Source organism: Pelomonas sp. BJYL3, assembly GCF_027257975.1.
Classification (GTDB): Bacteria; Pseudomonadota; Gammaproteobacteria; order Burkholderiales; family Burkholderiaceae_C; genus Roseateles_B; species Roseateles_B flavus.
The window spans coordinates 170,203-194,187 of the sequence record NZ_JANZKX010000005.1 but is presented as its reverse complement, the minus strand read 5'-3'; the positions used below and the strand labels follow the sequence as shown (position 1 = coordinate 194,187).

Genomic DNA, 23,985 nt, shown 5'->3' with positions numbered 1-23,985 from the left:
TTTCTGAAGATTCTCGAATTATGGCCAGTCCTCAGCGCTGAGACTGTGACTGCAGGTAGCCTTGAATCACGGGGGTCAAGCTTGGCAGAAGCTCTGCCAGGGCTGAGCCCCCCTCCTCCGCTTGCGGTGCGTAGATGAACACGGCGGCCGCGTTGTCCACGCGCCCTCCCAGCAGGCACCAGGCCGTGAACAGACGGGCGCGCACCGAGGAATTGGTGAAATGGCCGTCCACCCAGTGCGTCTGCATCACCTGCAGCGCCTCGCGCGTGCCGGTCACGTGCATGCGCTGCCGCAGCTGGGCAGCACGCCAGATGCCCGACGCCGGGCCGGCCTCGGCCGCGGCTTGCTCCACCCAGTCGTCCTTGAAGCCGGCCAGGCGGTTCTCCGAATTCATCACTTTGCGTTCTTCGTCCTGCCCCCGGTAGAACATCACCCAGATACAGAAGGAACGCCCGTCCTTCTGATAGCAGGACTGCTGCCGAGCGCTCTCGCCGCCATAGGCTGGCTTCCAGCCGCCCGGCGTCGTGCCCTCGACCAGGTGCCAGCCCTGGGACTCGAGATCCAGGGGTGCCAGCGCGACTGGCGCATCTGCGCCCGGCAGATGCTCGACGTGATAGGCCCAGGCGGCCGGCAGGGCCAGCAGCACCAGGGCGAGCGCCGTCTGGAGCCAGGGCGCACGAGCGCCCTGCGGCTGGGCAGGCACCTCAGGCCGCGGCTCGACCAGCGGCGCATCGACATAGCGGATGCCCACCATGTACAGCAGGGTCATCACCAGGCCGAAGAAGATCCAGCCATAGATGATGTGATCCACGCCCGTGGCCAGCTCATTGCCGGACAGATGGCCGATCATCACGATCATGTAGGCCCGCAGCCAGTTGGCGATGAGCGGCACCACCAGCGACACCACCACGAAGATCCAGCGGCGCCAGGCGCTGCGGTAGTTGATGTACGCGAACAGCGTACCCACCATGAAGGAGGCGATCAGGTAGCGAATCCCGCTGCAGGCCTCCACCACGGACCAGTGCCCGCTGGGAATGACGAACTCCAGGCCTTCGCGGTACACCGGAATGCCAGTGGCCCGCAGGGCTGCCACGGTGAAGTCCGCCGTGGAGTTCATCAGCGTGGGCAGCAGGAACTCGCCGAAGGGCACGGCAAAGAAGCTGAAGCTCAGTGGAAAGAGCAGGCGCAGGGCAACGGCCCGGCCGAAGACCAGGGGCACCAGCAGCACCAGCAGCGCCACGATGGCGAAATGCTCGGCCGCATTCACATGGGCCAGGCGCACCACCAGCCAGGCCGGCAGCAGCAGGGCCAGACCCAGCAGGGCCGGCCACCAGGGGCGCGGCGTCAGCACCAGGCAGTCATAGCGCCGGCGCCAGACCAGCCACAGCACCGCCGGGAAGACGAGGTAGCCATGGGCAAAGGTGTCCGAGCGCGACCAGATGCCCACCATGGACTCGAAGGACGGCCACAGCAGGCCGACGGCGGCCACGGTGCACAGCAGCCAGGCCAGCAGCGCTGCGCGCCAGCTGGCGCGCAGGCTGTCAGGCAGGCTGCGCCAGAAGCTACGGGTGTCGTGGACCCAGTCCTGCAGCAGTTCCTTCAGCATGCGCCCCCCATGGCCCGGTCCAGGGCACCGTCGATGGCCGACAGGTGCGCATCCCAGCTGTAGTGATCCAGCACATAGCGGCGTGCGGCCAGCCCGACGCGCCGCGACTGCTCGCGATCCGCCAGCACGGTCTCGAGTGCGCCCAGGTATTCCTCGGCCGTTTCGGCTTCGTACAGGGCGTCCCCATGCAGGGCCCCGATCACCTGCGCACAGCCGCGCGCCGAGACCACGGCCTTGCACATGGACATGGCCTCCAGCACCTTGTTCTGCACGCCTCGCGCCAGGCGCAGCGGGGCGACGACAGCATCGGCATGCTGCAGATAGGGCCGCACGTCGGGCACCGTGCCTGTCACGCGCACCTGCGGCCCGGCCAGGGCCTGCACGGCCGGCGTGGGACTGCGTCCGACGATGTGGAACTGCGCCTGAGGATGCCTTTGCAGCACCGCCGGCAACACCGCCTCGGCAAACCAGGACACCGCATCCACATTCGGCCAATAGTCCATCGCGCCGGTGAACACCAGATGCGGCCCGGGGCCGGAGAAGGGGCTCGCGCTGTCCTGCTGCGGCTGGAAGAAGTCGCTGTCGACTCCATTGCACAGGGCCTGGATCTTGGCATCCAGCCCGGGCGCCAGGCCCAGGAACAGCTGCCGTTCCGGCTCGGTGACCAGATAGCTCATCCGGGCAGCGCCGACGATGCGGCGCTCGTAGTCCAGCAGCGTGCGCCCTTCGCGGCCATAGACCCAGGACATCGGCCAGCGATGCGCCCGGGCATAGCCCACCCATTTCTGCGAGTCCACGTCGATCAGGTCGACCAGCATGGGCAGAGGCAGATCCAGGGCGTACTGGGCCATGGTGGACGAGAAGACGATGCTGGCATCGAGTGCCTGTTCCTTCAGGCAGCGCTGCACCCAGGCGCTCATCGCGGCATCCCGGTAGTAGGGCAGGCCCAGGGGCTCGCCGCTGAGCAAGCCCTTGAGGCTGCGCAGCTTGCCGAGCCTGGGGTTCAGCGGCAGGGCGCAGACATCGGCGCAGACGCTGCGCAGCTTGTCCAGGTACTGCCAATCTTCCGGGTCATCGACAAAGGTGCCCAGGAAAACGCGGTGGCGCTGCGCCAGGTGCTTCAGCAGATGCCAGGACCGGACCTTGTCGCCCTTGTTGGGCGGGTACGGCAGGCGGTGGACGAGGTAGAGGATGTTGGCCATCTCAAGCCCTCACCGGCCTGGCACGGCGTGCCGGCATCACCTGCCATCGCGTGGACGCCTCGGAGCGACCGGCGTCCGGACGCCTGCATGCCACGCGCACACGCCCATCCCGGACCTGAGCCATGGACACCAGGCCTTGGATTACCAACTCGAATGACATTCAGTGCTGACCCGCTGCTTGAGCCGTCAATCGAGGTTTGAGGAAAACCTCGTCCATGCGGCCCCATTTGAAATCTTTCAACAGACGGGCAATCCGCCCCTCCGTGCGCGAAAGATTTACATAGTGGCGAAAGCGGGATTTCGCATCAATCCCCTGAACGCGCGGCTGATCAGGGTCGATTTCCCAGGGATGGAAATAGAACACCGCCGGCTGCGCCTCATGGGCGTTGACGCGCTCCAGCATCCAGCGCGAAAGGCCATACGGAAACAGTCTGAAATAGCCGCCGCCGCTGCTGGGCAGATTGCGCTCGAACAGGCGCAACGTGGTAATCGGAATCTCGAGGAGGCCCTCGCGGACGAAATACGGCGTCCGCGGCGAATCCGGCATGCCGTAATGATCGTGTGCAATCGGATAGACGCTGGAGCTGTACTGGTGGCCGGTCTCCCGCAATACATCAAAGGCCCAGAGATTGCCCTTGCCGATCGAGAAACTCGGGGCCCGATAGCCCAGGACCGGCAGGCCGCCCAGGTCTTCCAGCACCTTCTTGGCGCGGCTGAGATCCTCGCGGAAGGCCTCAGGACTCAGGTCGCTCGCGCGTTCGTGGCCGTAGCCGTGGCTGGCCAGTTCGTGCCCCGCAGCGACGATGCGCCGGACGAGCGCCGGGTAGCGCTCGGCAATCCAGCCCAGGGTGAAGAAGGTCGCCCGCGTGTCATGGGCGGCGAGCAGCTCCAGGATGCGGTCGACGTTGCGCTCGACCCGGCATTCAAGCTCGTTCCAGCGCTCCCGGCGGATGTAGGGCGCAAAGGCGGAGACCTGGAAGTAGTCCTCCACGTCGATGGTCATGGCGTTGACCGGCTTCATGGCTCCGTCCCTTCCCGTCTTTCCTTGATGCTGGCGGCGTCGACCAGCTTCTGCAACAGCGCCAGCGTCTGCAGATTGATGCGCTCCAGGCGCATGAGGCTGCGTTCCAGGCGCTGCAGGCGGTCCGTGTGATGGTCCTGAGCCAGGTTCAGGATCTGGGCGGACATGCCCTGCCCCGTCGCTGCCGGCAGCTGGATCTGGCCGATGTCGATGTCCAGGCCGACTTGCCCCAGGTGCGCGGCCGGCAACGAAGCCGGACCCGTGGCCAGGGCCGCATGCGCAGAGTCAGGAATGGCGGCTTCGTCCCGGATGTCCTTGACGACTTCCTCGACGTCCGCCTGCGTCAGCAACATGCGGCCGGCCATGAAGCCCAGGAGCAACAGGCGATCGCACAGGCTGTTGATCCGGCGCGGAATGCCGCGCGAGGCCTTGTGGATGGCGCCGAAGGCTGCGGGCTCGAAGCTGGGATTGCCGGTGCTGCCCGCGCACTTGAGACGATGCTCGATGTAGCGCTGCGTCTCTTCCTCGTCCAGCGGGCCGATGTGGCAGGTGGCCGCCACGCGCTGGCGGAACTGCTCCATCTCCGGCCGCTGCAGGATGGCGCGAAACTCGGGCTGGCCGACCAGGAAGGTCTGCAGCAGCGACTGGTTGCCGTACTGGAAGTTGGAGAGCATGCGCAGCTCCTCAACGGCGCGGGCGCTGAGGTTCTGCGCCTCGTCCACCACCAGCAGGCAGCGCTTGCCCTGGGCCGCCTGGCTCACCAGGAAGGCCTCCAGGGCCATCAGCAGCTCGGACTTGGCCATGTCCTTGACCCGCACGCCAAAGGCCGCGCCGACCAGGCGCAGCGTGTCCTCGGCGTCCAGCTGCGTGGTCACCAGGTTGCCGATGACGGTATTGCTGCGGTTCAGGCTGTCCAGCAGGCCGCGCAGCAGCGTGGTCTTGCCCGCCCCCACCTCGCCGGTGATGACGATGAAGCCGTCATTGCGCAGCACGCCGTAGTCCAGATAGGCCTTGGCGCGCCTGTGCTGCTTGCTGCCGAAATAGAAATTGGGATCCGGGCTGAGCTGGAACGGCTTGCTCGTCAGCCCGTAAAAAGCTTCATACATGGAACTAGAACAATTGCTGCAGAGTGCCGGTGACGGCGTTCTCCACATAGGGCTGCAAAGGGCTTTCCATCTCGGCCCGGCGGACACTGAACGACAGCGTCCGTTCCTGCGGCAGACGCATGCTCAGCGCCGCACTGAGCGTGCGCAGGTGCGTGCTGGTCACCTTGGCCTGTTCGGTGCGGGTGCGCTGGTCGGTGTAGCCCAGCGACAGGCTGCTCATGGGTGTCAGGCGGTGCGATACGGCCACGACCCCACCCTGCTGCGAGATGCGGTCGCCGAGGCCGAAGTCATCGCCCGGCAGGCTCACCGCGCCCAGGCGCTGGTTGCGGGTGTGTGCCAGCGAGACACTCACCGTGGTGCGCAGGCCTTGCCACAGCAAGCCCAGCTGCTGCGAGCGCGACAAGCTGACCGCCGAGCTGAGGAAGCCCGGCGCCGACACCGCATCCGGCGGCAGGCCGCTGGCCCTCAAAGTGGCGAGCACCAACTCCCGCCGCTTGTCGGCGTCGGGTTCCAGTGAGGCCAGCATCTGGAACAGCAGGTCGTAGTTGGTCCGCGTGCCCAGCCCCCCCTGCACGCCGGGCGGGGCCACCTGCTGGATGTCGGAGACCCGCAAGGACAGCCGCGCCAGCCGGTGCTCAAAGGCCAGGCTGTGGGTATTGCCATAGGAGCGGCGGTCTGCGGCCAGAGAGGCCGTGGTCCGCGGCGATGGCCGCCAAGCCAGTTGGACGCCGTAGGCCGGCTTGCGTTCCTTGGCCTCGCTGGTGAAGTTGTTGGCGTCGGTGCCGAAATTGACGCTGGCCTCCCAGTCGGGGTCCGGGCGATAGGTCAGCATGCCGATCAGGCGATCGCTGGCCACCCGTCTCCCGACTCGCGGCTGGGTGGACTGCACGTCGGCCATGACCTGCCAGCCCAGCAGCGTGCCGGCACGTGACGGCCGCAGCACGGCACCCGCGGCATAGCCGCTGTTGTCGCCGAGATTGGTGTCCTTGGCCCGGTTGAGCGTCAGGTTGACCTGTGATTCCAGGATCGCGGCATCACCCAGGCGCAGCCGCAGGCCCGGCATCACGCTGAGGTTGGCCACCTGGGTCGCATTCGGGTTGGGCAGATTGGGGTCCACGCTGCGCGGCCCGAGCGCGCTGAGGTTCTGCTGCGAGATGGTGGCCGCCGCCTGCACGAACATGGAGCCGTCGGTGGGCGCCCAGCGCAGCTGGGAGCTGAGCCGGTGGTAGACGCGATCCGGCTCCGGGGACTTCATGTAGTAGTTCCCGTTCAGCGAGTAGTCCAGATTGCCATTGAGCTCCAGGCCACGCGCGCGCAAGGACAGCCCCGGAGCCAGGGTGGTGACCAGGGCGGCATCCGGCGCATTGCTCGAGAGCTTGAGGTTGCTGGTGTAGCCCTGGGAGACCAGAACTCGCGGCTCCAGCGTGATCTGGCGCCGGCTTGCAGCACTGGTGCCTTCGGCGGCCTCCTGTGCATTGGCCGGCCCCAGCAGCCCGGCTGCCATGCAGACCCCCAGCACCAGCGGCGACGAGCGATCCCGCGTCTTAATGCTCATGTCCAGACACCTCGGCAGGCTGCAGGCTGGCAGAGGCGTCCGGCGACTCGCTGTGCTCGTAGCCGTAACCATAGCCATAGCCGTAGCCATAGCTGCCATCGGCATCGACACGTGCCTGGTTCAGCAGCATCAGGCGGACGGGGCAGGACTCGATGGTGCTCAGGGCACGGCGGACCGCGGACTGCGGCGTGCTCTCGGCGTGCACCACCACCACGATTTGACCCATCTGGGAAGCCAGCACGGCGGACTCGGTGGTCAGCAGCAAGGGCGGCGAATCAAAGATGATGATGCGGTCCGGATAGCGCCGGGCCATGTCATCCAGCAGCTTGCGCATGGCATCGCTGGCCAGCAGCTCGGTCGCGCGGGCATGAGGTGTCCCGCTGGGCAGGACGGTCAGCTTGTCGATGCTGGTGCGCAGCAGTGCATCCGCCAGGTCCACGGATTCATCGAGGACATCAAGCAGGCCCGGGCCCGGAGGCAGGCCCAGCATGCGCAGCACGGAAGGGCGCGCCACGTCGGCGTCAACAAGCATCACCGTGTGATCCAGTTCGGCCGCGATGCTCATCGCCAGGTTGAGAGAGGTGAAGCTCTTGCCCTCGCCAGCCAGGGCGCTGGTGACCATGATCAGGTTGCCATGGTTGAGCATCTCAGCGCCACGTCCGGTGGCATTGCGGATCAGCGGGCGCTTGATCACGCGGTATTGATCCGCCATGGGCGTCCGCGGGGCGTTGGGCGTCACCAGACCCATGGCCGCCAGGGCTTCGAGATCCAGCTCGACACGCTTGGAGACGGCGGGCGCAGGCACGGACGCGCTGCGGGCCGCTGCCACGGCGCCACCCGAGGCCGTCGCGGACGACGCCACGGGAGCCCGCGGCGCTGCCGTGACCGGGGCCGCCGGAAGGGGCGACGCCAGGTCATCGCTGACCATGGGCGGAGGGACGGCGGGAGGCGTCAGCTGGTCGATGTCCACCCCGGCCTGCCGCAGCTGCTCGAGGCGCTGCGCCGCTTGTTCAATCAGACTGCCGGCCATGATCAAGCCCCCCGATTCGCAATGACGGCCATCGCTGCGATCCCGATGGCAAAACAGATGAACAGCAGGCTGCCCGCCGACCAGAAGCGCAGCATGCTGCGCCGCGCTCGAGACACCTCTGCCGGCGTGTTGAGGCGGCCGACCACGCCCAGAACGGGCAGCTCGGTGATGTCACGCAGCTCGAGGGTGTCATGGAACACCGGGCGCAGCTGACTGGCGATGAAGGAGGTCCCCAGGCCAGCCGCCACCGACAGGCCCCAGGCCGCGGCCAACAGAACCAGGCGGTTGGGTGCCACGGGCTGGTTGGATGCGCGCGGCGGGTCGATCAGCCGGAAGTCGGCCACGCCAGACGCCACGTCCAGCTCGCCCGAAATGGCCGCCGATTCACGACGCGCCACCAGCTCTTCGTAATTCTTCTTGTGGACAGCGTAGTCACGGTTCAGCTGGGCCGCCTCGGCCTCCAACTGCGGTGCGGTCTTGAGCGCGGACAGGGCCTGTTGATAACGCGCCGAGTACTCGCCCACCCGCGCCTGCAACTGGGCCACCTGCACCTCGGTGGTGGCCAGCATGCGGGACAGGTCCTGTTGCACGGGGGTTCCCGTGCTGGCGCTGCCGGTGCCGAGAGAGCCGCTGTTGTTGCGGCGCATGTCGGCCAGCTCGCGCTTCTTCTGCTCTTCCAGATCCTTGATCAGCTTGCGAGTCTGGATGACGTCCGGGTGCTGGTCCGTGAAACGTTGCAGCAGCACGTCCAGGTTGCGCTTCTGGGCGTCGATGCGGGCATCCATCTCCGGCATGGCAAAGGCGGAAGGGTCCTGCAGAGCCGTCTGAGCCGCACTGTCCAAGCGGGCCCGTTCGGCGGCCAGCTGCTGCTTGGCCGCACTGCGCGCGTTCTCGGCTTCGCGCAGCTCCAGGCGTGCCCGGTCCAGCTGGTTGCTCAGCTCGCCCAGCCGCGAGGCCGCGTCCTTGCCTTCGCTGGCGGTGAGCTCGAGATTGCGCAGGCGGAATTCCTTCAGTCGCGCCTCGGCCTCTTCCAGCTTGGCCTCGTAGTTCTTGATCTGCTCGTTGATGAAGGTAGTCGCCGTCGCCGTTTCCTTGCGGCTGGCACCCAGGCTGGACTCGACGAAAATGGACACCAGCGACTGCACGACCCGCTTGGCGGTGTCGGGGTCTTTGTCGCGATAGGACAGCGTGTAGAGGTTGTCCTTGGCCGTGCTGCGGATGGACAGCTCGCGCGTCAGCATCTCGATCAGCGCTTCCTGCTGGGCCTTGCTCTGGTTGCCCAGGTCCAGATCCGCCATGCGGACGAGTTTTTCCATGTTCGGACGGCTGATCAGCGTCCGGCTGAGCATCTGCACCTGCGTGTCCACATTTGGCTGGACAGCCAGGCCGCTCATCAAAGGCTTCAGGATGGACTGGGTGTCCACGTAGATGCGGGCGCTGGCCTCATAGCGATTGGGCAGCAGCAAGGCCACCAGAACGCCCAGGGCCCCCACCAGCCAGGCTGCGAGAAGACCGGCCCAACGGTACTTCCACATGCGCCGACCCAACGTCAGCAACTGAGAGAATAACTGTTCCATTGTTGTCCGCTTGTCGGAAGCAATCAGCGGTGACCGCCTGCGCGACCACCGCCGTCAAGTTGCATGCCCGGCCTCGGAGGAACCAAGCCGGTCATGGGGCTCAGAAGAAGCTCTGGGGAATGATGAGGATGTCGCCAGGCCGCATCTCGACATTGGCGGACACGTCGCCCCGCTTGATCAAGTCCTTGAGGCGCACCGAATACTGCTTGTTGCCTTCCGACGAACGCAGGATGGTCGCCTCGTTGCCCGCAGCGAAGTCTGTCAGCCCGCCCACGGCAATCATCACGTCCAGCAAGGTCATCTGCTGCTTGTAGGGCAGGAACTGAGGCTTGGCAGCTTCGCCCACCACGCGGATCTGTTCGCTGTAGGGGCCGACAAAACTGGTCACGATCACGGTCACCACCGGATCACGGACATACTTGGAGAGCTGCTTCTCGATGTCCCGTGCCACTTCCACGGGATTCTTGCCCTGAGCCACCAGCTCGTCGATCAGCGGCGTGGCGATCTTGCCATCAGGGCGGACCGGCACCGTCATGGACAGCTCGGGGTTGCGCCACACGATGATGTTCAGGTTGTCCCCGGCACCGATGATGTAGCTGTAATTGCCTTCACCCACCTTGGCAGGGGCCTGCGGATACTTGCCGGACGTGGCACAGGCACCGAGCAGGCTCAGAACCGCGCCGAGCGCGACAACGACGAACCCACGCAGGGCAAGGGCTTTGAACATAGAGCTGTCCTTCTTCGCTGATCTTCAGAAAGGGATGACTGAGCGCACCGCGTGCCAAGCCAACGTACCCGGCAAGTCATCATGCCATAGGGGCGCCGACAGCCCGCAAGCATTCCCGCAAGCCTCATCGGCACCGGCGACCGCCAGCATCCGTCAAGGGCCATTTTCCCAGGCGGAGATTGCACACCAGTCGCCGCGCCATGCCCATCCCTCGTATGAGTGCGGCACGCCTGGCACTCACAAGTGCTTACGAGTTTGTGCCGCGCAGTACGGGCCGAATGAACATCATCAGGAGTTTCTGCAAGGGGTTGCCATTCCCTCCTGGGCGCCAGGTATAGCTGAGTTTCTGGCGGTAGGCATCAAACTGCATGGCCCAGGGTGCCGGGCGCAGCTCACCCCGGCCCAGCAGCACCTTCAGCACGGAAGTTCCCATCACGCCAGCGCAAAGATCGCAGGCCATCATGGTCGACGGCCCCTTGCGCTCGGCAAAGTTGACAGCCAGCGGCTCCACCAGATAAGGCCGCTGCAGCATGGCTGGTGAAAGCCCGGCGATGAAACGGGCATATTGCTCCTGGCGAGGCTGGCCATCGACCTTGAAATATTCTTCGAAACTCATGGCGCCAGGCTTGAAATACAGCAGCGCCACTCCCATGCCCAGCGGGGCAGCCGTGAGCGCAGGAATGCCACGGCGTGCGCATTCAGCAAAAAGCAGGCGACGGGCATCGACGGCGAAGAAGTCGATGCCATCGACATAGACATCCACCCCGTCCAGGAAAGCCGCGACGTTGTCCTCGTTGACACCTTGCTCAAAGCAGCGAACGTCCGCCTCCGGGTTGATGCTTCGCACCATCTCACCCATGACATCAACCTTTGGCCTGCCGATCGTTTCCATGGAAGAACCGACCTGCCGATTGAAGTTGTGCACCTCGAATTCATCGAAGTCGGCCAGGCGGAAGCCGCCGATTCCCAGGCGCGCGAGCGTCAGGGCGTGCGCCCCCCCTACCCCGCCCTGCCCGGCAATCGCCACGGTGGATCGCCTCAACTTCTGCTGCTCGACTTCAGTCACCCACCCGATATTTCGGGAAAAAGCCTTGCCGTAATCGAATCCGGACTGTTCTTGCATATGTTCTTCCCTGATCACCCCGCACGGGGCGCGTGCCTCGCTGCATTCTGAGCCAAGCTTTGGACCAACCACCACCGCCCGCCAGTTTGCGCCAATCTTCGGAAGCTATGTCAAGATTCCAGAAGACCCGGCAATTCGCCAACAGGGAGACTTGAATGACTGAGCCCGATATGCTGGACCGATTGCTGGACATGGCCCGATGGGCCCCGAGTGGGGACAACACCCAGCCTTGGCGCTTCGAGAAGCTGGGCGATCGGCAGCTGCGCGTCCATGGTTTCGATACGCGAGATCATTGCGTCTATGACCTGGACGGCCACCCTAGCCAGATCAGTTTCGGCACCTGGCTGGAGACATTCTCAATTGCTGCTGCCAGCAAGGGCTGGCGCATGAACATCGACCAGCTGGACTTCAGCGATGAGCCCAGGCCGCGCTTTGACATCAGCATCCATCCTGCAGACGCCCCCAGCCAGCAGGAATTGGCCGCCCAGATCGAGAAGCGCAGCGTGCAACGACGCCCCCTGCACCGCACGCCCCTCACCGCGCAGGAGAAATCTGCGCTCCAGTCCTGTCTTCCCGAGGGTATGGCCGTGCATTGGCTCGACCAGCGCTTTGAGCGCCTGAAGACAGCCAAGCTGCTGTTTCACTCCGCCAAATTGCGCTTGACCATCGAGGAAGCCTATGAGGTCCATCGGGACATCATTGAGTGGCATGCGCAATTCAGCACCGACAAAGTCCCCGACCAGGCACTGGGCGCCAGCCCCGGCACCGTGCTGCTGATGCGCCAGGTGATGAAGAGCTGGCAGCGTGTCAAGTTTTTCAACACCTTTCTGGCGGGCACCTGGGCACCGCGCATCGAACTGGATTTCGTGCCGTCCATTTGCTGCGCCGCACATTTCGTGATCCACGCCTCCAGGCCAGCACGCGATCCACAGGACTATGTGGAGGCGGGGCGCGCCATTCAACGCTTCTGGCTCCAGGCCAGCGCGCTGAGCTTACAGCTGCAACCCGAGGTCACTCCGCTGGTATTTAGCAGGTATTCGCGCGAGAGCCGCCATTTCTCCCGGTCTGCACACGCCATGCCAATGGCTCACGACATCCGCGGCCGGATGGAGCGCCTGCTGGGCACTGATCTGGCCGAACGGGCCATCTTCATGGGGCGAGTGGGACATGGCCCGGCTGCGAAAGCTCGCTCGATTCGGCGCCCTTTGTCGTCATTGCAGGTCTGAAGCTCGCGACAGGCATGTCGGCGCGCTTTACAACTCCCGCCCCTTGAACCAGTTCAGCAAAAATTGAACGACGCAAGCTATTGATTTTTATGAAATTCCCATCTCTGGCACAGGGCTTGCTCATAGAACCGCAGGCGGCTCAGCGAATCACACAGCTGACCAACCTGAAACAAGGAATGGAGAGAAACATGAACTTCAAGCACATCGTGCGCACCGCTGCCGCAGCAGCCCTGGTCGCAGCAAGCGCTTCGGCTTCCGCAGGCTACGTGGTGCTGGATGGCTGGCAGCTGACCACGCCCTCGACCAGCAAGTCCCAAATTGGTCGCCTCAACTTGGCCAGCGGAGACGCCCAGGTTCAGCAAGAAGTCAACGGTCTGGGTCAAGCCTTCGTTGGCGCCCGCTTCACTGAGACCGGCACCATCTACAGCGTGACCTATACCAAGGAAAACACTGTTGGTGCAGGTGACACGGGTTCTCCGAAGTCCCTGGGTGATGATCTGATCATCAGCTTCAGCAACGTCGCTGGCAAGGTGACCTCTCTGAACCCGGGTGGCGGCTTCCACTACACCTTCACCTCGGGCATGTTCTCGATCGGTCAAGACGGTGGCCCGACCTACGCGTCCGGTTCGATCATCGGCCTGGGCGGCAACGCTTCGTCGACGACAGTGATCGGCGGCGTGAATGGCGATTCCACCCTGCTGGCCATGGTGCTGAACATCCTGAACCCCGGCTTCTCCATCAAGGACAGCCTGGGCAATAGCCTGGCTTCGGACATGGCTTCGGGCAAGGTTTTGTTCCAGACCGTCACCAATAACTTCATTTCGTCGACGACCGGCCCGGCCAAGTGCTCCTTCGATGCATCGGCCACTTGCATCACGGCAACGGCAACGTCCGGTGGCGACGCCTACCTGGTGCGTGACATCCCCGAACCCGCAAGCATCGCCCTGGCTGGCGTCGCTCTGCTGGGTCTGGGCGTGGCCCGTCGCCGCAGCGCCAAGAAGTAATCAGCTTCGCTGACCAAGACGAAGGGGTGCCGATGGCACCCCTTTTTCGTGGGTCCAGCACCGCAGACATCGCATCCGCAGACATCGGCTGGCCCTGGTGCGTGACTGCTAGGCCGGCCGCCGGCCCCATCCAGCCGGCATATGGCGACCAAACAAGGTCCCACCACAGCGCCCAGTTGGGCTACGCAGAACCTCGCCGCGAGCATGCGCCATCCCGTTTGGTCGGAGGCCACGGTTTAAGGCGCTTCACAAATCTCGATGCGTCTGCCCGGTTTCGAAGGCAGCAACGCAATTGCGCCAGGGCGCATCAGGCTCTTCCACCAGTTTGAAGCCGAAGAAGCGACCTTGCTCGCTTTCGCGCTTGCGCACGACCTGAGCTCGCAACCTGGCGCGCTCATGCTCGCCGAGATCGACCACCACATCACCAGTGACTTCCAGCGCCAAGTCATTCCCGCAACGGGCCTGGAAGCCGGCCGCGGAAATCTCGATGATGTCCAGCACACAGACGCGCTCGCCAGTAGCCGACACCAGTCGCATTTCCGCGGGGCACCGAATCGAATACCGCTGATGCTGCCGGAGCGGATGATGCTCCAGCGCCTGACCAGCCAGCATGGGGAGCACCTGGCGGTACTCGGGGGTGTTGTAGATGGACCAGAGCAGAGCCTTCTTGCGATCATCGAGGCCTTGCAGGACCGGACTTCGCTGGTTGAAGAAGTGGTCCAGCAATGCAGGGGTCAGCACCGGATCATTGGTCGTGAAATAGCGACGGCTGGGCAAGATGATGTTGTCCAGCGACTGGCGATAGAAGAAGTGGTGAAGGTTCTTGCGCAGGGGCCGGAACTGGTACACCGCCCGGAACAGCGCCTCTGCCTGGCTGAGATCCAGGGTGGCCCCCACCGCGGGTGCACCGTTCGCAAAGTCATAGGCATCGACCGTGCGCGCCTGCAGACGCTCAAAGAACAACAGGGCTTCGTACAGTTCGATCTTGTCGGGATTGACCGCGATGACCAGATGCCGGGTATCAAAATACTCCGTGCAGTACTGGTGCATGAATTTCATGAGGGGGAAGAGCACGGCCCCGCCCGTCTTGCGGAAATCCGGATGCACGGCGAGCGCAGAGATCTCGGCGATGTTGCCGCGCTTGCGGCGCACCCCGGCAAGATCGAACACGCTTTGGAGCGGGAATCCGAAGACGCCTTCCCGGATCATGGAGATCGTCCCCACCACCCTGCCATCCCACTTGGCGCATATGGTGGTGGTGGTCGGCAGCGCGTGGTAGATCGTGATGCGCATGCCGGAGGGATCCGGCTTCATGAAGCCGGCAGCCACATAGGCGTCATGAAGAATGCGGAAGCAGGCTTCCAACTCTTCCTGGGTTTCAGCGATCTTCAGCTGCAGCCGGGAGTCTGGCTGCGGGTCGCAATCCACCATGCGGCGATAGACCGCAAATCGCCAGTCCCTGGGCAGTCCACCGAACAAGGCACGCAGGCCCGTGTGCAGACGTTTGCGCAGACTTGATCGCTTGATTGCGGCCATGAACGTTCCTCCCTGCCAAGCCTCGTCGAGGCCTGAGCCTGATGCAGCTTACTGCAAGAAGGCCGCCACGAGCGCGGTCAAGTCTTGCCCTCCGCTTCGCTGATTCAGAGTTGACGCTGCAGTTCGTCCTTGAGGCGCTTGAGCTCGCCAGTCAAGGGCGCCGCGTCCAGCTTGAGCAGCTCCGCCTTGGCACCGCTCTTGTCGCCCGTTTCCAGCATGGCCTGAGCCAGGTGCAGCCGAGATGCGAGCCCCGAGGGATTCAGCTGGACGGCCTTGCGAACAGCCTCCAGAGCACGGGCAGGCTCCTTGCCCGCCAGGTAGACCATGGCTAGGGTGTCCCAGTAGTCGTCTACATCATCACGAACCTGCACCGCACGTTGGGCGAACTCCAGGGCGCCGGACTTGCCCGTCTTCATCAGGAGCCAGGCCAGGTTGTTCAGCGCCGCCGAATGACGTGGCTCGATCGCAAGCACCTGTCTGTACAGGGATTCAGCCTCGGCCATCTTGCCCGCCTGCAATGCCTGCGTAGCCAGGTGACTGAGGAAGTGGGCATCCTGAGCGTGCGAACCGGTCCAGGCGGAAGCCAGGCGTGCCGCCTCAGCGGACTGACCTGCCTTGAGCAGCACGCTGTGCAGCTTGATGGCCAGCATCACGTCGTCCCGCTGCAGATCCAGGGCAGCCCGGTACTGACGTGCCGCTTCGGGCCAGGCCTTCTGGGCGTAAGCGAGGTCGCCGTAGGCCGCAAGGACGACCGGCTTTGCAGTGCCCGCCACTTCCATGTCCTTCAAGGCAGCCCGGGCATCGGCAAACTTGCCCAATGCCACCTGCACCGCGACCAGCTTGCCCACGACCTCCACATTGCGGGGCGCCAGCACCATGGCCCGTCGCAGGTCCTGCGCTGCCGAAGGCAGATCCTTGACCTGCGCATGCACTTCAGCCATGCGCAGGTAAGGGTCCGGCGAATTCGGCATCTTGGCTACCAGCTTGTTCAGCGTGCTGACCGCCTGGTTGACGTCCCCGCTGAGTGCCTGCACCTGCCCCAGGGCCAGCAGCATCTCGGCGCTGTCGGGAATGGCACTGAGCCCTTCCTGAGCAGCTTGCAACCCTTGTTTGACATCGCCCTGCGCCATGCGGTGACGGATCAAAGCAAGCCTGGGCTCCGCCGCATCCGGCGAGGCCTTGATGGCCCCCTGCAGCTGCTGCTCGTACTCTGCGGCACTGGCGCCAGCACGGACGCGCAGCTCGATGGCGGCCATGCGGGCGCGGATATTGCGGGGATCCTTTTCCACCATCGCATCGAAGCGCTTGATGGCATCGGTGATGTGTCCGGAATCGACGTCCAGCAGTCCCAGGGCGACGGCAGCCTGGAAATGCCCCGGTGCCAGCTGCAACGCCTGCTCAAACGAAGCCCGCGCTTCAGCCAGTTGCTTGGCCCTCAGTTGGATGCTTCCCCGCAGATAAGGCGCGTCAGCCAGCTTGGGCTGCTTCTGCTGCAGTTGGGCAATCGCCTGCAGGGCACCTGCGGAGTCGCCTCGGCTCAGCAACGCGCTGATCAGGGCGAGGTCGGCGGTATAGCCCGTGGCATCACTGCTGGCGAGGCCTTTCAGCGCGCCCAGCCCCTCATCGATGCGCCCTTTCTCCAAGTCCACCACGGCCAGGGCCGTCTTGCTGCGGACATCCTTGGGGTCCAGCTCGACAGCCTTGCGGAAGGCCTCCACAGCCTTGGCCGTCTCCCCTTGCATGAGGTGGGCCTGCCCCGCCAGCGCCATGGCCGCATGGCTGCGCCCCTGCTGCTCCATCAGGGGCTGCAGCGCACTGAGGGCCTTGCCGGCCTCACCCGCCTTGAGCAAGGTGTGAGCCAGCAGCAAGCGTGCCGAAGGGTTGTCGGCAGATTGGTTCAATGACTGGCTGAGGTACTTCTCGGCGACCAGCAGCGCACCGGACTGCGCAGCGATGGCACCGGCCAGATGCAGGAAGCGGGCATCCTCCGGGCCGAGCTTCAGCATGGCCTGGGATTCCTCGTTGGCTTGCTTCAGATCGCCGCCTTCCAGGGCCACCAGTGCAGCAACAAACCGGGTCTGGGGATGGTTTGGCAAGGCCTTGCGCATCAGCTCAACCTGCTTGCGCGCAGCGTCCAGTTCACCCTTGGTGAGCCGGAAGGTGGCCAGGCCCACATTCGCGCCGACGGACTTGGGGTCCAGGGAAAGCGCCTGGTCGTAGGCCGCCACGGATTCCGAGTCACGCCCCAAGCCGAAGCGCAGGAACTCCGCCTTGGCCAGCCAGGCCTTGGCATTCTTGGGCTCGTCGGCCAGCACCTGGGACACGCGCTGCAGCGCCGTCTCGTAGTCACCGCTGTAGCCGGCCACATTGGCCGCCACGAGCAGGGTCCGCGGTTGCTTGGCGTCCAGGCTCAACGCTGACTGGATGAAGCGCTCGGCATATTCCTTGCGCCGCAGCAGCAAGGCCGACTCGGCCAGGGTGGTCATCAGGTCGGCCTGGGCGGCCGGCACATCCAGCTGAGTCCGGGAGAATTCGCTGATGACCTTCTCATACTCGCCGTAAATGAAAAGGACCCGGGCCAGCGGCGGCACCAGCTGGTCCGCGGGATAGCCAAGCTCACGCGCCTTCTCCAGCTCGATCCGGGCGCTGATGGGGTCCCCCTGCGCCAGCAAGGTGGTCCCCAGCAGGAACCGCGCTTCTGCCATGGAGGGGTCGCCCTGCAGGGCGCTCTTCAGCTCAATCGCGGCACTCTTGCCGTCGTTCTTGGCAAGCATGGCCTTGGCGGCGGTCAAGTGTTGCTCGGGCGTCTTGCTGCCGCAGCCGCCAAGCAGGGCTGCCGCCAAGCCTGCGGCAAGAATCGTTCTGGAAATTGCCAGCAAAGCTGCCTCCTTTAGCGCGGTCTCTGGCCGCTCACTTCAATTGCAAGCGGTTCATCAAATCGTAGAGCGTGGGGCGGCTGACGCCCAGCAACTCGGCGGCACGGACGATGTTGCCGTCAGTCCGCGCCAGCGCCTTGACCACAGCCTCTCGCTCCGCTCGCTCGCGCACCTGGCGCAGATCCAACTCTGCGTTGACAGGCTGTGCACCGTCATCCACCGCCCCGCGGATGGACAGGTCTGCAGCCGAGATGCGCTCATGCTCGGCCATGATCACCGCACGCTTGATCACGTTCTGCAGCTCTCGGACATTGCCGGGCCACTTCCATCGCTCGATGACGGACTGCGCGTCCTCGCCCAGGCTCAAGCCGGGGCGCCGGAGCTCCGCAGCAAAGCGCTTCACGAAAGCATGCGCGAGCAGCACGGCGTCGCCCAGGCGCTCACGCAACGGCGGCACCTCGACCACGATCTCAGCCAGGCGGTAATACAGATCCTCGCGGAACCGGCCCTCGGCGATCAGGGCCTGCAGGTCCTGGTGCGTGGCACCGACCACGCGCACATCCACCGGGATCTCGCCCCGCCCACCCAGGCGTTCAATGCTGCGCTCCTGGAGGAATCTCAGAAGCTTGGCCTGAAGCGCCATGGGCAGATCGCCGATTTCGTCAAGCATCAAGGTGCCGCCGTTGGCGGTTTCGATCTTGCCGACGGTGGTCTTGGTCGCCCCCGTGAAGGCGCCCTTCTCATAGCCGAACAGCTCGCTCTCAAGCAGTGCCTCGGGGATGGCCGCGCAATTGATGGCGACGAACTTGCCACTGCGGCGCGAGGCGGCATGCAGTCCCTGGGCCAGCACTTCCTTGCCGGTGCCGCTTTCACCCAGGATCAGAACGGTGGCATCGCTGGGAGCCACCCGCTCGACCATGCGGCAGACCTTCACCATCTGGGGATCGCGGGTCAGCAGGCCGCCCAGGGCATCATGCTGCTGTTCGCGCTGCAGGCGACGGTTCTCATCCTGCAGCTCACGCAGGCGGAAGGCACGCTCGACTGTCAGGGACAGCACATCCGGATCCACCGGCTTGGACAGGAAGTCGTAGGCGCCCAGGCGGATGGCGCGCAACGCATTGGCATGGTCGTTCTGCCCCGTCAGCACGATCACCTTGGCAGCGGGATCCAGCTCCAGGAGGCGCTCCAGCAGCTTGAATCCTTCGCTGACCGAGTCCTGGTCAGGGGGAAGGCCGAGGTCCATCGTGACCACGGTCGGTTGATGCCGGCGGAACTGCTGCACTGCGCTGGCACCATCGCTGGCGAGCACGGCCTCAAAGCCGTCCAGTGACCATTTGAGCTGTTTCTGCAGGGCCAGATCGTCCTCGACGATCAGCAGCTGACGTGTGTTCTCGTTACTCATGCAGCATCCACCATCCCCAAGCCTTGGCCTTCCTGTGTCAAAAGCAGCGGCAGGCTGATTGTGAGGCGTGTGCCCTCCCCCACGACGCTCGCCACCTCAATCTTGCCCCCCAATTCCTGGACATACTGGAAACTTTCGAAGGCACCGATGCCCATGCCCGTTTCCTTGGTCGTCTGGAATGGCCGGAAGAGCTTGGTCTGAATGAAGTCCTCGCTCATGCCCACGCCGGTGTCGGTGACGGTGACCACGGCATTGCTGCCGTGCCGATGCAGGCTCGCCGACACCCTGCCCTCCGGCGGCGTCGCGTCCAGCGCATTCTGCACGGCATGGCCTAACACGCGTTCGACGCGGTCCTCCTGGCCCCGGCACTGGATGGCCTCCAGCTCGCCGAGCTCCAGCGAACGCCCCTTCTTTGCCGCCTGAGCCTGCAAACGCCGAAGCAGGGCCTGCAGCTCAACGCCGCCCTGAGCTCCCAAGGGGCGTTGGCCATCGCGGAGCTGCATCAACAGCTGGCGCATCTTCTCCAGCGAGTTCTCGACCGTGGCCAGCATGTCGTCCTGGAATTCGGGGTTGTCGCGATGCTTCTGAGCGTTCTTCATCATCAGCGACAGCTGGGTGACGATGTTCTTGAGGTCATGGACCACAAAGGCCGACATCTTGTGGAAGGCGTCAAACTTGCGCGCCTCGAGCAGGGCCTCGGTCGCCTGCACCTGCGCGAGGAAGCCGGCGGCCTGGGCACTGGCCGTCTTGAGCAGGTCGCGGACTTCCCAGTTCACATCCAGGCTTGCGCGCGAGCGCTCGAGCACCACAAAGGCGATCAGGCGCGGGCCAGCGAGCAAGGGCACGATCAGCCAGTGCCGCGGCTCATCGAGCAGGGCCTGCGGCACGCGGACCCATTGCTTGCCCACCTCGGCGCCGCCGGCACGCAGCTGGTCCAGGTCCAGAATCCAGCCGCTGCTGGACAGGAACTGGGCGAACTCGTCTTGCTCAAGGACCACCAGCGGGCTGCGGACCGCGTTGTGCCGCACCGCCTGCACAAAGCCGCCCTGGGTCTGAGAGGGCAACCACAGTGACCCACCCAGACTCTCGACCAGGTTGGCCAAGCCTTCGATGATGGACTGCCCCAGCGCCTCCGGTGAATTCTGCGAGGACAGCATGGCCGTGAAGCGCAGCCACTCCTCCCGATAGTCATATCGGTAGCTGAAGAAGTTCTTGCTGATGTAGACACGCAGCTTGGCGCGCAAGGCCCCTGAAAAGAACAGGAGCAGCAGTCCGACCAGGGACAGGACCAGCAAGCCGATCTGCAAAGCACGGCCCCATCCGCCACCGGTGTAGCGCAGGTAGTAACCCACGGCAGAAACCGACAGGAGGTACAGGCCGCTGAGGATCAGCGTCGCTGAATGGAAGACGGCCGCGCGCGACACATGCAGCTTGGCGATCCAGTCCTTGTGCCTTCTGGCAGCGACGAAAAGCAGAGGAACGGCAATGGCATGCACGCCCGCACGGATGCTCACGGCATCCAGGTCGGACTCCCTGAACAGGGCCATCTGCGAATACAGGTACAGATCGAAGGCGAAGATGACGCCCAGCGCGATGCAGACCGGCTTGGCGTTCCAGCGCGCACTGGCCTGGACGTTGTGATGCAGCTGCTCGACCAGCACCAGGCCGAGCACTGCCAGCGCCAGGCAGTCAAAAGCGGCCCAATGGTTCAGCACGGCTCGCGGGGCGGGGAGCAGCTCAGACAGTCCCTCCAGCACGGCCTTGCCCAGCAGCAGCGCCAGGGCGAGCCACTGCGCACTGCGATGGATCAGGCGATCGTCGCCAGAGCTACGGCCCTCCTGCAGCAAGCAGCGCATGAAGCCCAGCCAGGCGAGGTAGCGCGCTGCATCAAACAGGGGCGGTAGCGCCTGCAGGATGCCATCGTGGGTCTGCAGCTCCTGGACCAGCCCTGTGGCCGCCCAGGCAGCGCTGCATAGCAGGCCCGCCCAGAAGAACCACGCGCCACGACGCTGCTCCCCCTGCAGACGCCTCAGCTGCAGGCCGTAGGCTGCCGCAAATGCCCCATAAAAAAGCAAGGCCAGCAGAAAGCCGGCCACGCCCAGATCAAATGACATCAGCGATGTGCATCAATGTATGAACAGCGCCGCGGCGGGGCCGCGCCACCCATGTGCCTGGACGCTGCTCAGCGAGCGCCCTTGCCAGTCAGGACCACCGCAACAGTTTCCAGCAGGATCAGCAGATCCAGGAACAGCGTATGGTTCTTGACGTAGTACAGATCGTATTGCAGCTTCTCGACGGAGTCTTCCAGCGTAGACCCGTACTCGTAGCGCACCTGGGCCCAGCCGGTCACGCCCGGCTTGACGCTGTGGCGCACTGCGTAATAAGGCACCTTGGTGGTCAAGTCATCGACGAAGAAGGGACGCTCGGGACGCGGGCCCACCAGACTCATTTCGCCCCGCAGCACATTGAACAGCTGCGGCAGTTCATCAATCCGGACCCGGCGGATGAAGCGACCAACGCGCGTCACGCGGTCGTCGTTCTTGCTGGCGAAACGCGGCTTGCCATCCTTCTCGGCGTCGGTGCGCATGCTGCGGAACTTCACCACGTCGAAGGTCGTGCCATTCAGGCCCACACGCTCCTGCTTGTAGAAGACAGGGCCGCGCGACTCCAGGCGGACAGCCAGCGCTGCCAGCAGCATGATGGGGCTGCTGAGCACCAGCAGCAGACCCGAGAACAGCAGGTCGAAGCTGCGCTTCACGAAGGTCCGGAACATGCCCTGGTTGAAGCCGTCGCCAAAAATCAGCCAGCCGGCATTCACATGGCTGATCTTGATCTGGGCCAGTGTCTTCTCGAAGTGAGTGGCGATGTCCACGACTCGCACGCCGTAGATCTTGCAGTCCAGCAGCTCGCGCAATGGCATGCTGCCGCCCCGGCGTTCGCTCAGGGCCACGACGATTTCGTCGACGCCCAGGCGCAGCGCAGTCTCGGTGAGGGTGCCTTGCGGATGAATGATGTCTGCCTGCCCGACAGCCGTTTCAGTCTCGTTGGGGCCGGCGAAATAACCCACGATCTCCGCATGCGGATCTGCAGAATTCAGCGTCGCACCCACCGACTTGGCCACAGGGCCAGCACCAAAAATCAGGATCTTGGTGCGCGAGCGGGTATGGACCGACGAATGCGCGGCATAGACACGATGCACCATCACCGCAGCAATGGCAGCCATGGCTGCCAGGACCAGCAGGTCGCGATGGGGAATGGATGCCGGCACCAGCCTCGAGAAGCCATAGGCCAGCGGCAGAGCCACCAGGGTTGCCAGCAAGGCTCGGGCGCAGGACTGCGTCAGCGAACGGTTATGCGTGTGCTGATACAGACCGGAAGCGGAATTGATGACAAACATGAAGCCCGCCAGGGAGAGCCCCTGCGAAGCGGCGAAAGGAATCAGCGCATCGGCCGAATCTCCTTTTGCCATCACGACAAGCATCGTTGCCAGGAAGATCAGGCCCAGGTCGAGCGCAACTTGCATCAGCGTGCGCCGATGAAGGTAGTGGTTAAAAATTCTGATCATGCCAATCCCCAAACACGCTTCCCGATCGATCGGGCTGCCCCCATGGCTTGCTGCGCCATCAGGACTCCGCCGGACTTGCAGTGCGGTGCATCATGCCTCCAGGCCTCTTCGATGAAAGCCCCCTGTTTGGAGGGGCGCCCCCTGAGTTGGTGCGGTAGTTCACAAAGGCGCACTGATACCTTTTGTTTCACCACATCAACGAATATGAAAAATTTCACATTGAAATCGTATGCAAGCTTAGATGTGAACTGTGAAGGATTATTGACGAGCCCTTGGCGATGAAGGGCTGCCGCCTCCCGCACAACATGAAACAGAAGAAACTCTTCCCATGCCATGTGCAGCGCACGATATTGGCGTGGGCAAGTGATACCCCCGGCCATACCTCTACAGTCATAAATTGCAGCAAAAATGCCGCCTCGGCCTCCAGCTGGAGATGCTGGCAATTGCCATGCCGCCCCGGAAGCGCCTGCAGAGGCGCGCCGAAGCGCTGCGGAGCACCTCCCCGCTGGCAAACACAGCATTCAGAGAGGGAAAAGAAAAAGCCCCGGCTGCATTGCAACCAGGGCTTCAAATTTGGCGGAGTGGACGGGGCTCGAACCCGCGACCCCCGGCGTGACAGGCCGGTATTCTAACCAACTGAACTACCACTCCTGATGCTGCCTCTTGCGAGCCAGCACAGGACAAGTTTCAGAGCGATGCTCTCAAGCCTTGTCAAACTTGGCGTCCCCTAGGGGATTCGAACCCCTGTTACAACCGTGAAAGGGTCGTGTCCTAGGCCTCTAGACGAAGGGGACTAAACCTTCTACCCTGAACTGCGCGCCACCTATTCATAAGAATATTGGTGGAGGTAAGCGGGATCGAACCGCTGACCTCTTGCATGCCATGCAAGCGCTCTCCCAGCTGAGCTATACCCCCATTGAGCTTTACTCAATAACGGCGCGCCGTTCAAGCTTTATATATTATACACAGTATTTATTTACTGCATACAAATTGTTGGCGGAGTGGACGGGGCTCGAACCCGCGACCCCCGGCGTGACAGGCCGGTATTCTAACCAACTGAACTACCACTCCAAATATCGCAGCGTATTATAACCACAATATTTAACAAGTTTGCAATCTGTTTTTCAACAAACTGCCAAGCCTTGTCAAACTTGGCGTCCCCTAGGGGATTCGAACCCCTGTTACAACCGTGAAAGGGTCGTGTCCTAGGCCTCTAGACGAAGGGGACTAAACCTTCTTCCTTGAACTGCGCGCCACCCATTCATTTGAATTTGGTGGAGGTAAGCGGGATCGAACCGCTGACCTCTTGCATGCCATGCAAGCGCTCTCCCAGCTGAGCTATACCCCCATCGAATCTCTTCTTTGGGCAAACACTGCTCAACGCTTCTGCCACTCTGGTCAACCTTGGCTAACCCTGCGAGGCCATCGC

General features: G+C 63.9%; 17 protein-coding genes and 6 tRNA genes. 2 read left to right on the top strand and 21 right to left on the bottom strand.

Annotated features, from left to right (window positions below; all coding sequences use genetic code 11):
- Window positions 1-31: 31 nt before the first annotated feature.
- The 9 genes from xrtA to O9Y01_RS16410 all read right to left on the bottom strand — a co-directional run bounded on the left by xrtA (window position 32) and on the right by O9Y01_RS16410 (window position 10,947).
- A complete protein-coding gene (gene xrtA / locus O9Y01_RS16450) occupies window positions 32-1,606 on the bottom strand; it encodes an exosortase A (protein ID WP_269632689.1) in 1,575 nt (524 codons plus the stop codon).
- A complete protein-coding gene (locus O9Y01_RS16445; protein WP_269632688.1) occupies window positions 1,600-2,808 on the bottom strand; it encodes a TIGR03087 family PEP-CTERM/XrtA system glycosyltransferase in 1,209 nt (402 codons plus the stop codon). Before O9Y01_RS16445 ends, xrtA begins: the two co-directional genes overlap by 7 nt.
- 160 nt (window positions 2,809-2,968) lie before the next feature.
- Window positions 2,969-3,829, bottom strand: coding sequence for an XrtA system polysaccharide deacetylase (locus tag O9Y01_RS16440; protein WP_269632687.1), 861 nt, complete (start codon window positions 3,827-3,829; stop codon window positions 2,969-2,971).
- Window positions 3,826-4,935, bottom strand: coding sequence for an XrtA/PEP-CTERM system-associated ATPase (locus O9Y01_RS16435; RefSeq protein ID WP_269632686.1), 1,110 nt, complete (start codon window positions 4,933-4,935; stop codon window positions 3,826-3,828). The genes O9Y01_RS16440 and O9Y01_RS16435 overlap by 4 nt, the downstream gene beginning before the upstream one ends.
- Before the next feature lie 4 nt (window positions 4,936-4,939).
- Window positions 4,940-6,490, bottom strand: a complete 1,551-nt coding sequence (locus O9Y01_RS16430; protein WP_269632685.1) for a TIGR03016 family PEP-CTERM system-associated outer membrane protein — start codon at window positions 6,488-6,490, stop codon at window positions 4,940-4,942.
- The gene (locus O9Y01_RS16425; RefSeq protein ID WP_269632684.1) at window positions 6,480-7,520 is read right to left on the bottom strand and encodes an XrtA-associated tyrosine autokinase; all 1,041 of its coding nucleotides are present in this window, start codon (window positions 7,518-7,520) and stop codon (window positions 6,480-6,482) included. The genes O9Y01_RS16430 and O9Y01_RS16425 overlap by 11 nt, the downstream gene beginning before the upstream one ends.
- Before the next feature lie 2 nt (window positions 7,521-7,522).
- Window positions 7,523-9,097, bottom strand: a complete 1,575-nt coding sequence (locus O9Y01_RS16420) for an XrtA system polysaccharide chain length determinant (protein ID WP_269632683.1) — start codon at window positions 9,095-9,097, stop codon at window positions 7,523-7,525.
- Between the two features lie 100 nt (window positions 9,098-9,197).
- Window positions 9,198-9,824: an XrtA/PEP-CTERM system exopolysaccharide export protein gene (locus O9Y01_RS16415; RefSeq protein ID WP_269632682.1), complete on the bottom strand. Its 627-nt coding sequence runs from the start codon at window positions 9,822-9,824 to the stop codon at window positions 9,198-9,200.
- A gap of 247 nt (window positions 9,825-10,071) precedes the next feature.
- A complete protein-coding gene (locus tag O9Y01_RS16410; RefSeq protein WP_269632681.1) occupies window positions 10,072-10,947 on the bottom strand; it encodes a ThiF family adenylyltransferase in 876 nt (291 codons plus the stop codon).
- A 155-nt stretch (window positions 10,948-11,102) separates the two neighbouring features.
- On the opposite strand from O9Y01_RS16410, the gene O9Y01_RS16405 reads away from it, so the two are divergent.
- Both O9Y01_RS16405 and O9Y01_RS16400 read left to right on the top strand, forming a co-directional pair.
- A complete protein-coding gene (locus O9Y01_RS16405; RefSeq protein ID WP_269632680.1) occupies window positions 11,103-12,173 on the top strand; it encodes a nitroreductase family protein in 1,071 nt (356 codons plus the stop codon).
- Between the two features lie 188 nt (window positions 12,174-12,361).
- Entirely contained in the window at window positions 12,362-13,177 is an 816-nt protein-coding gene (locus tag O9Y01_RS16400; protein ID WP_269632679.1) for a PEP-CTERM sorting domain-containing protein, read from the top strand.
- A gap of 246 nt (window positions 13,178-13,423) precedes the next feature.
- On the opposite strand, the gene O9Y01_RS16395 is transcribed toward O9Y01_RS16400, so the two are convergent.
- The 12 genes from O9Y01_RS16395 to O9Y01_RS16340 form a co-directional block, all read right to left on the bottom strand.
- The gene (locus O9Y01_RS16395; protein WP_269632678.1) at window positions 13,424-14,713 is read right to left on the bottom strand and encodes a GNAT family N-acetyltransferase; all 1,290 of its coding nucleotides are present in this window, start codon (window positions 14,711-14,713) and stop codon (window positions 13,424-13,426) included.
- A 104-nt stretch (window positions 14,714-14,817) separates the two neighbouring features.
- Window positions 14,818-17,592: an XrtA/PEP-CTERM system TPR-repeat protein PrsT gene (prsT, locus tag O9Y01_RS16390; RefSeq protein ID WP_269632677.1), complete on the bottom strand. Its 2,775-nt coding sequence runs from the start codon at window positions 17,590-17,592 to the stop codon at window positions 14,818-14,820.
- Between the two features lie 31 nt (window positions 17,593-17,623).
- Window positions 17,624-18,991: a PEP-CTERM-box response regulator transcription factor gene (gene prsR, locus O9Y01_RS16385; RefSeq protein WP_269632676.1), complete on the bottom strand. Its 1,368-nt coding sequence runs from the start codon at window positions 18,989-18,991 to the stop codon at window positions 17,624-17,626.
- On the bottom strand, window positions 18,988-21,105 hold the full coding sequence (gene prsK / locus O9Y01_RS16380) for an XrtA/PEP-CTERM system histidine kinase PrsK (protein WP_269632675.1): 2,118 nt from the start codon (window positions 21,103-21,105) through the stop codon (window positions 18,988-18,990). Before prsK ends, prsR begins: the two co-directional genes overlap by 4 nt.
- Window positions 21,106-21,173: 68 nt before the next feature.
- On the bottom strand, window positions 21,174-22,556 hold the full coding sequence (locus O9Y01_RS16375) for a TIGR03013 family XrtA/PEP-CTERM system glycosyltransferase (RefSeq protein WP_269632673.1): 1,383 nt from the start codon (window positions 22,554-22,556) through the stop codon (window positions 21,174-21,176).
- The gene (locus O9Y01_RS16370) at window positions 22,553-22,891 is read right to left on the bottom strand and encodes a hypothetical protein (protein WP_269632672.1); all 339 of its coding nucleotides are present in this window, start codon (window positions 22,889-22,891) and stop codon (window positions 22,553-22,555) included. The genes O9Y01_RS16375 and O9Y01_RS16370 overlap by 4 nt, the downstream gene beginning before the upstream one ends.
- A gap of 239 nt (window positions 22,892-23,130) precedes the next feature.
- Window positions 23,131-23,207, bottom strand: a tRNA-Asp gene (locus O9Y01_RS16365).
- 67 nt (window positions 23,208-23,274) lie between these two features.
- Window positions 23,275-23,350 (bottom strand) — tRNA-Glu (locus O9Y01_RS16360).
- 45 nt (window positions 23,351-23,395) lie between these two features.
- Window positions 23,396-23,471 (bottom strand) — tRNA-Ala (locus O9Y01_RS16355).
- Between the two features lie 79 nt (window positions 23,472-23,550).
- Window positions 23,551-23,627 (bottom strand) — tRNA-Asp (locus O9Y01_RS16350).
- Window positions 23,628-23,708: 81 nt separating this feature from the next.
- Window positions 23,709-23,784: transfer RNA gene (locus O9Y01_RS16345), tRNA-Glu, on the bottom strand.
- Window positions 23,785-23,828: 44 nt separating this feature from the next.
- A tRNA-Ala gene (locus O9Y01_RS16340) sits at window positions 23,829-23,904 on the bottom strand.
- Between the last annotated feature and the right edge of the window lie 81 nt (window positions 23,905-23,985).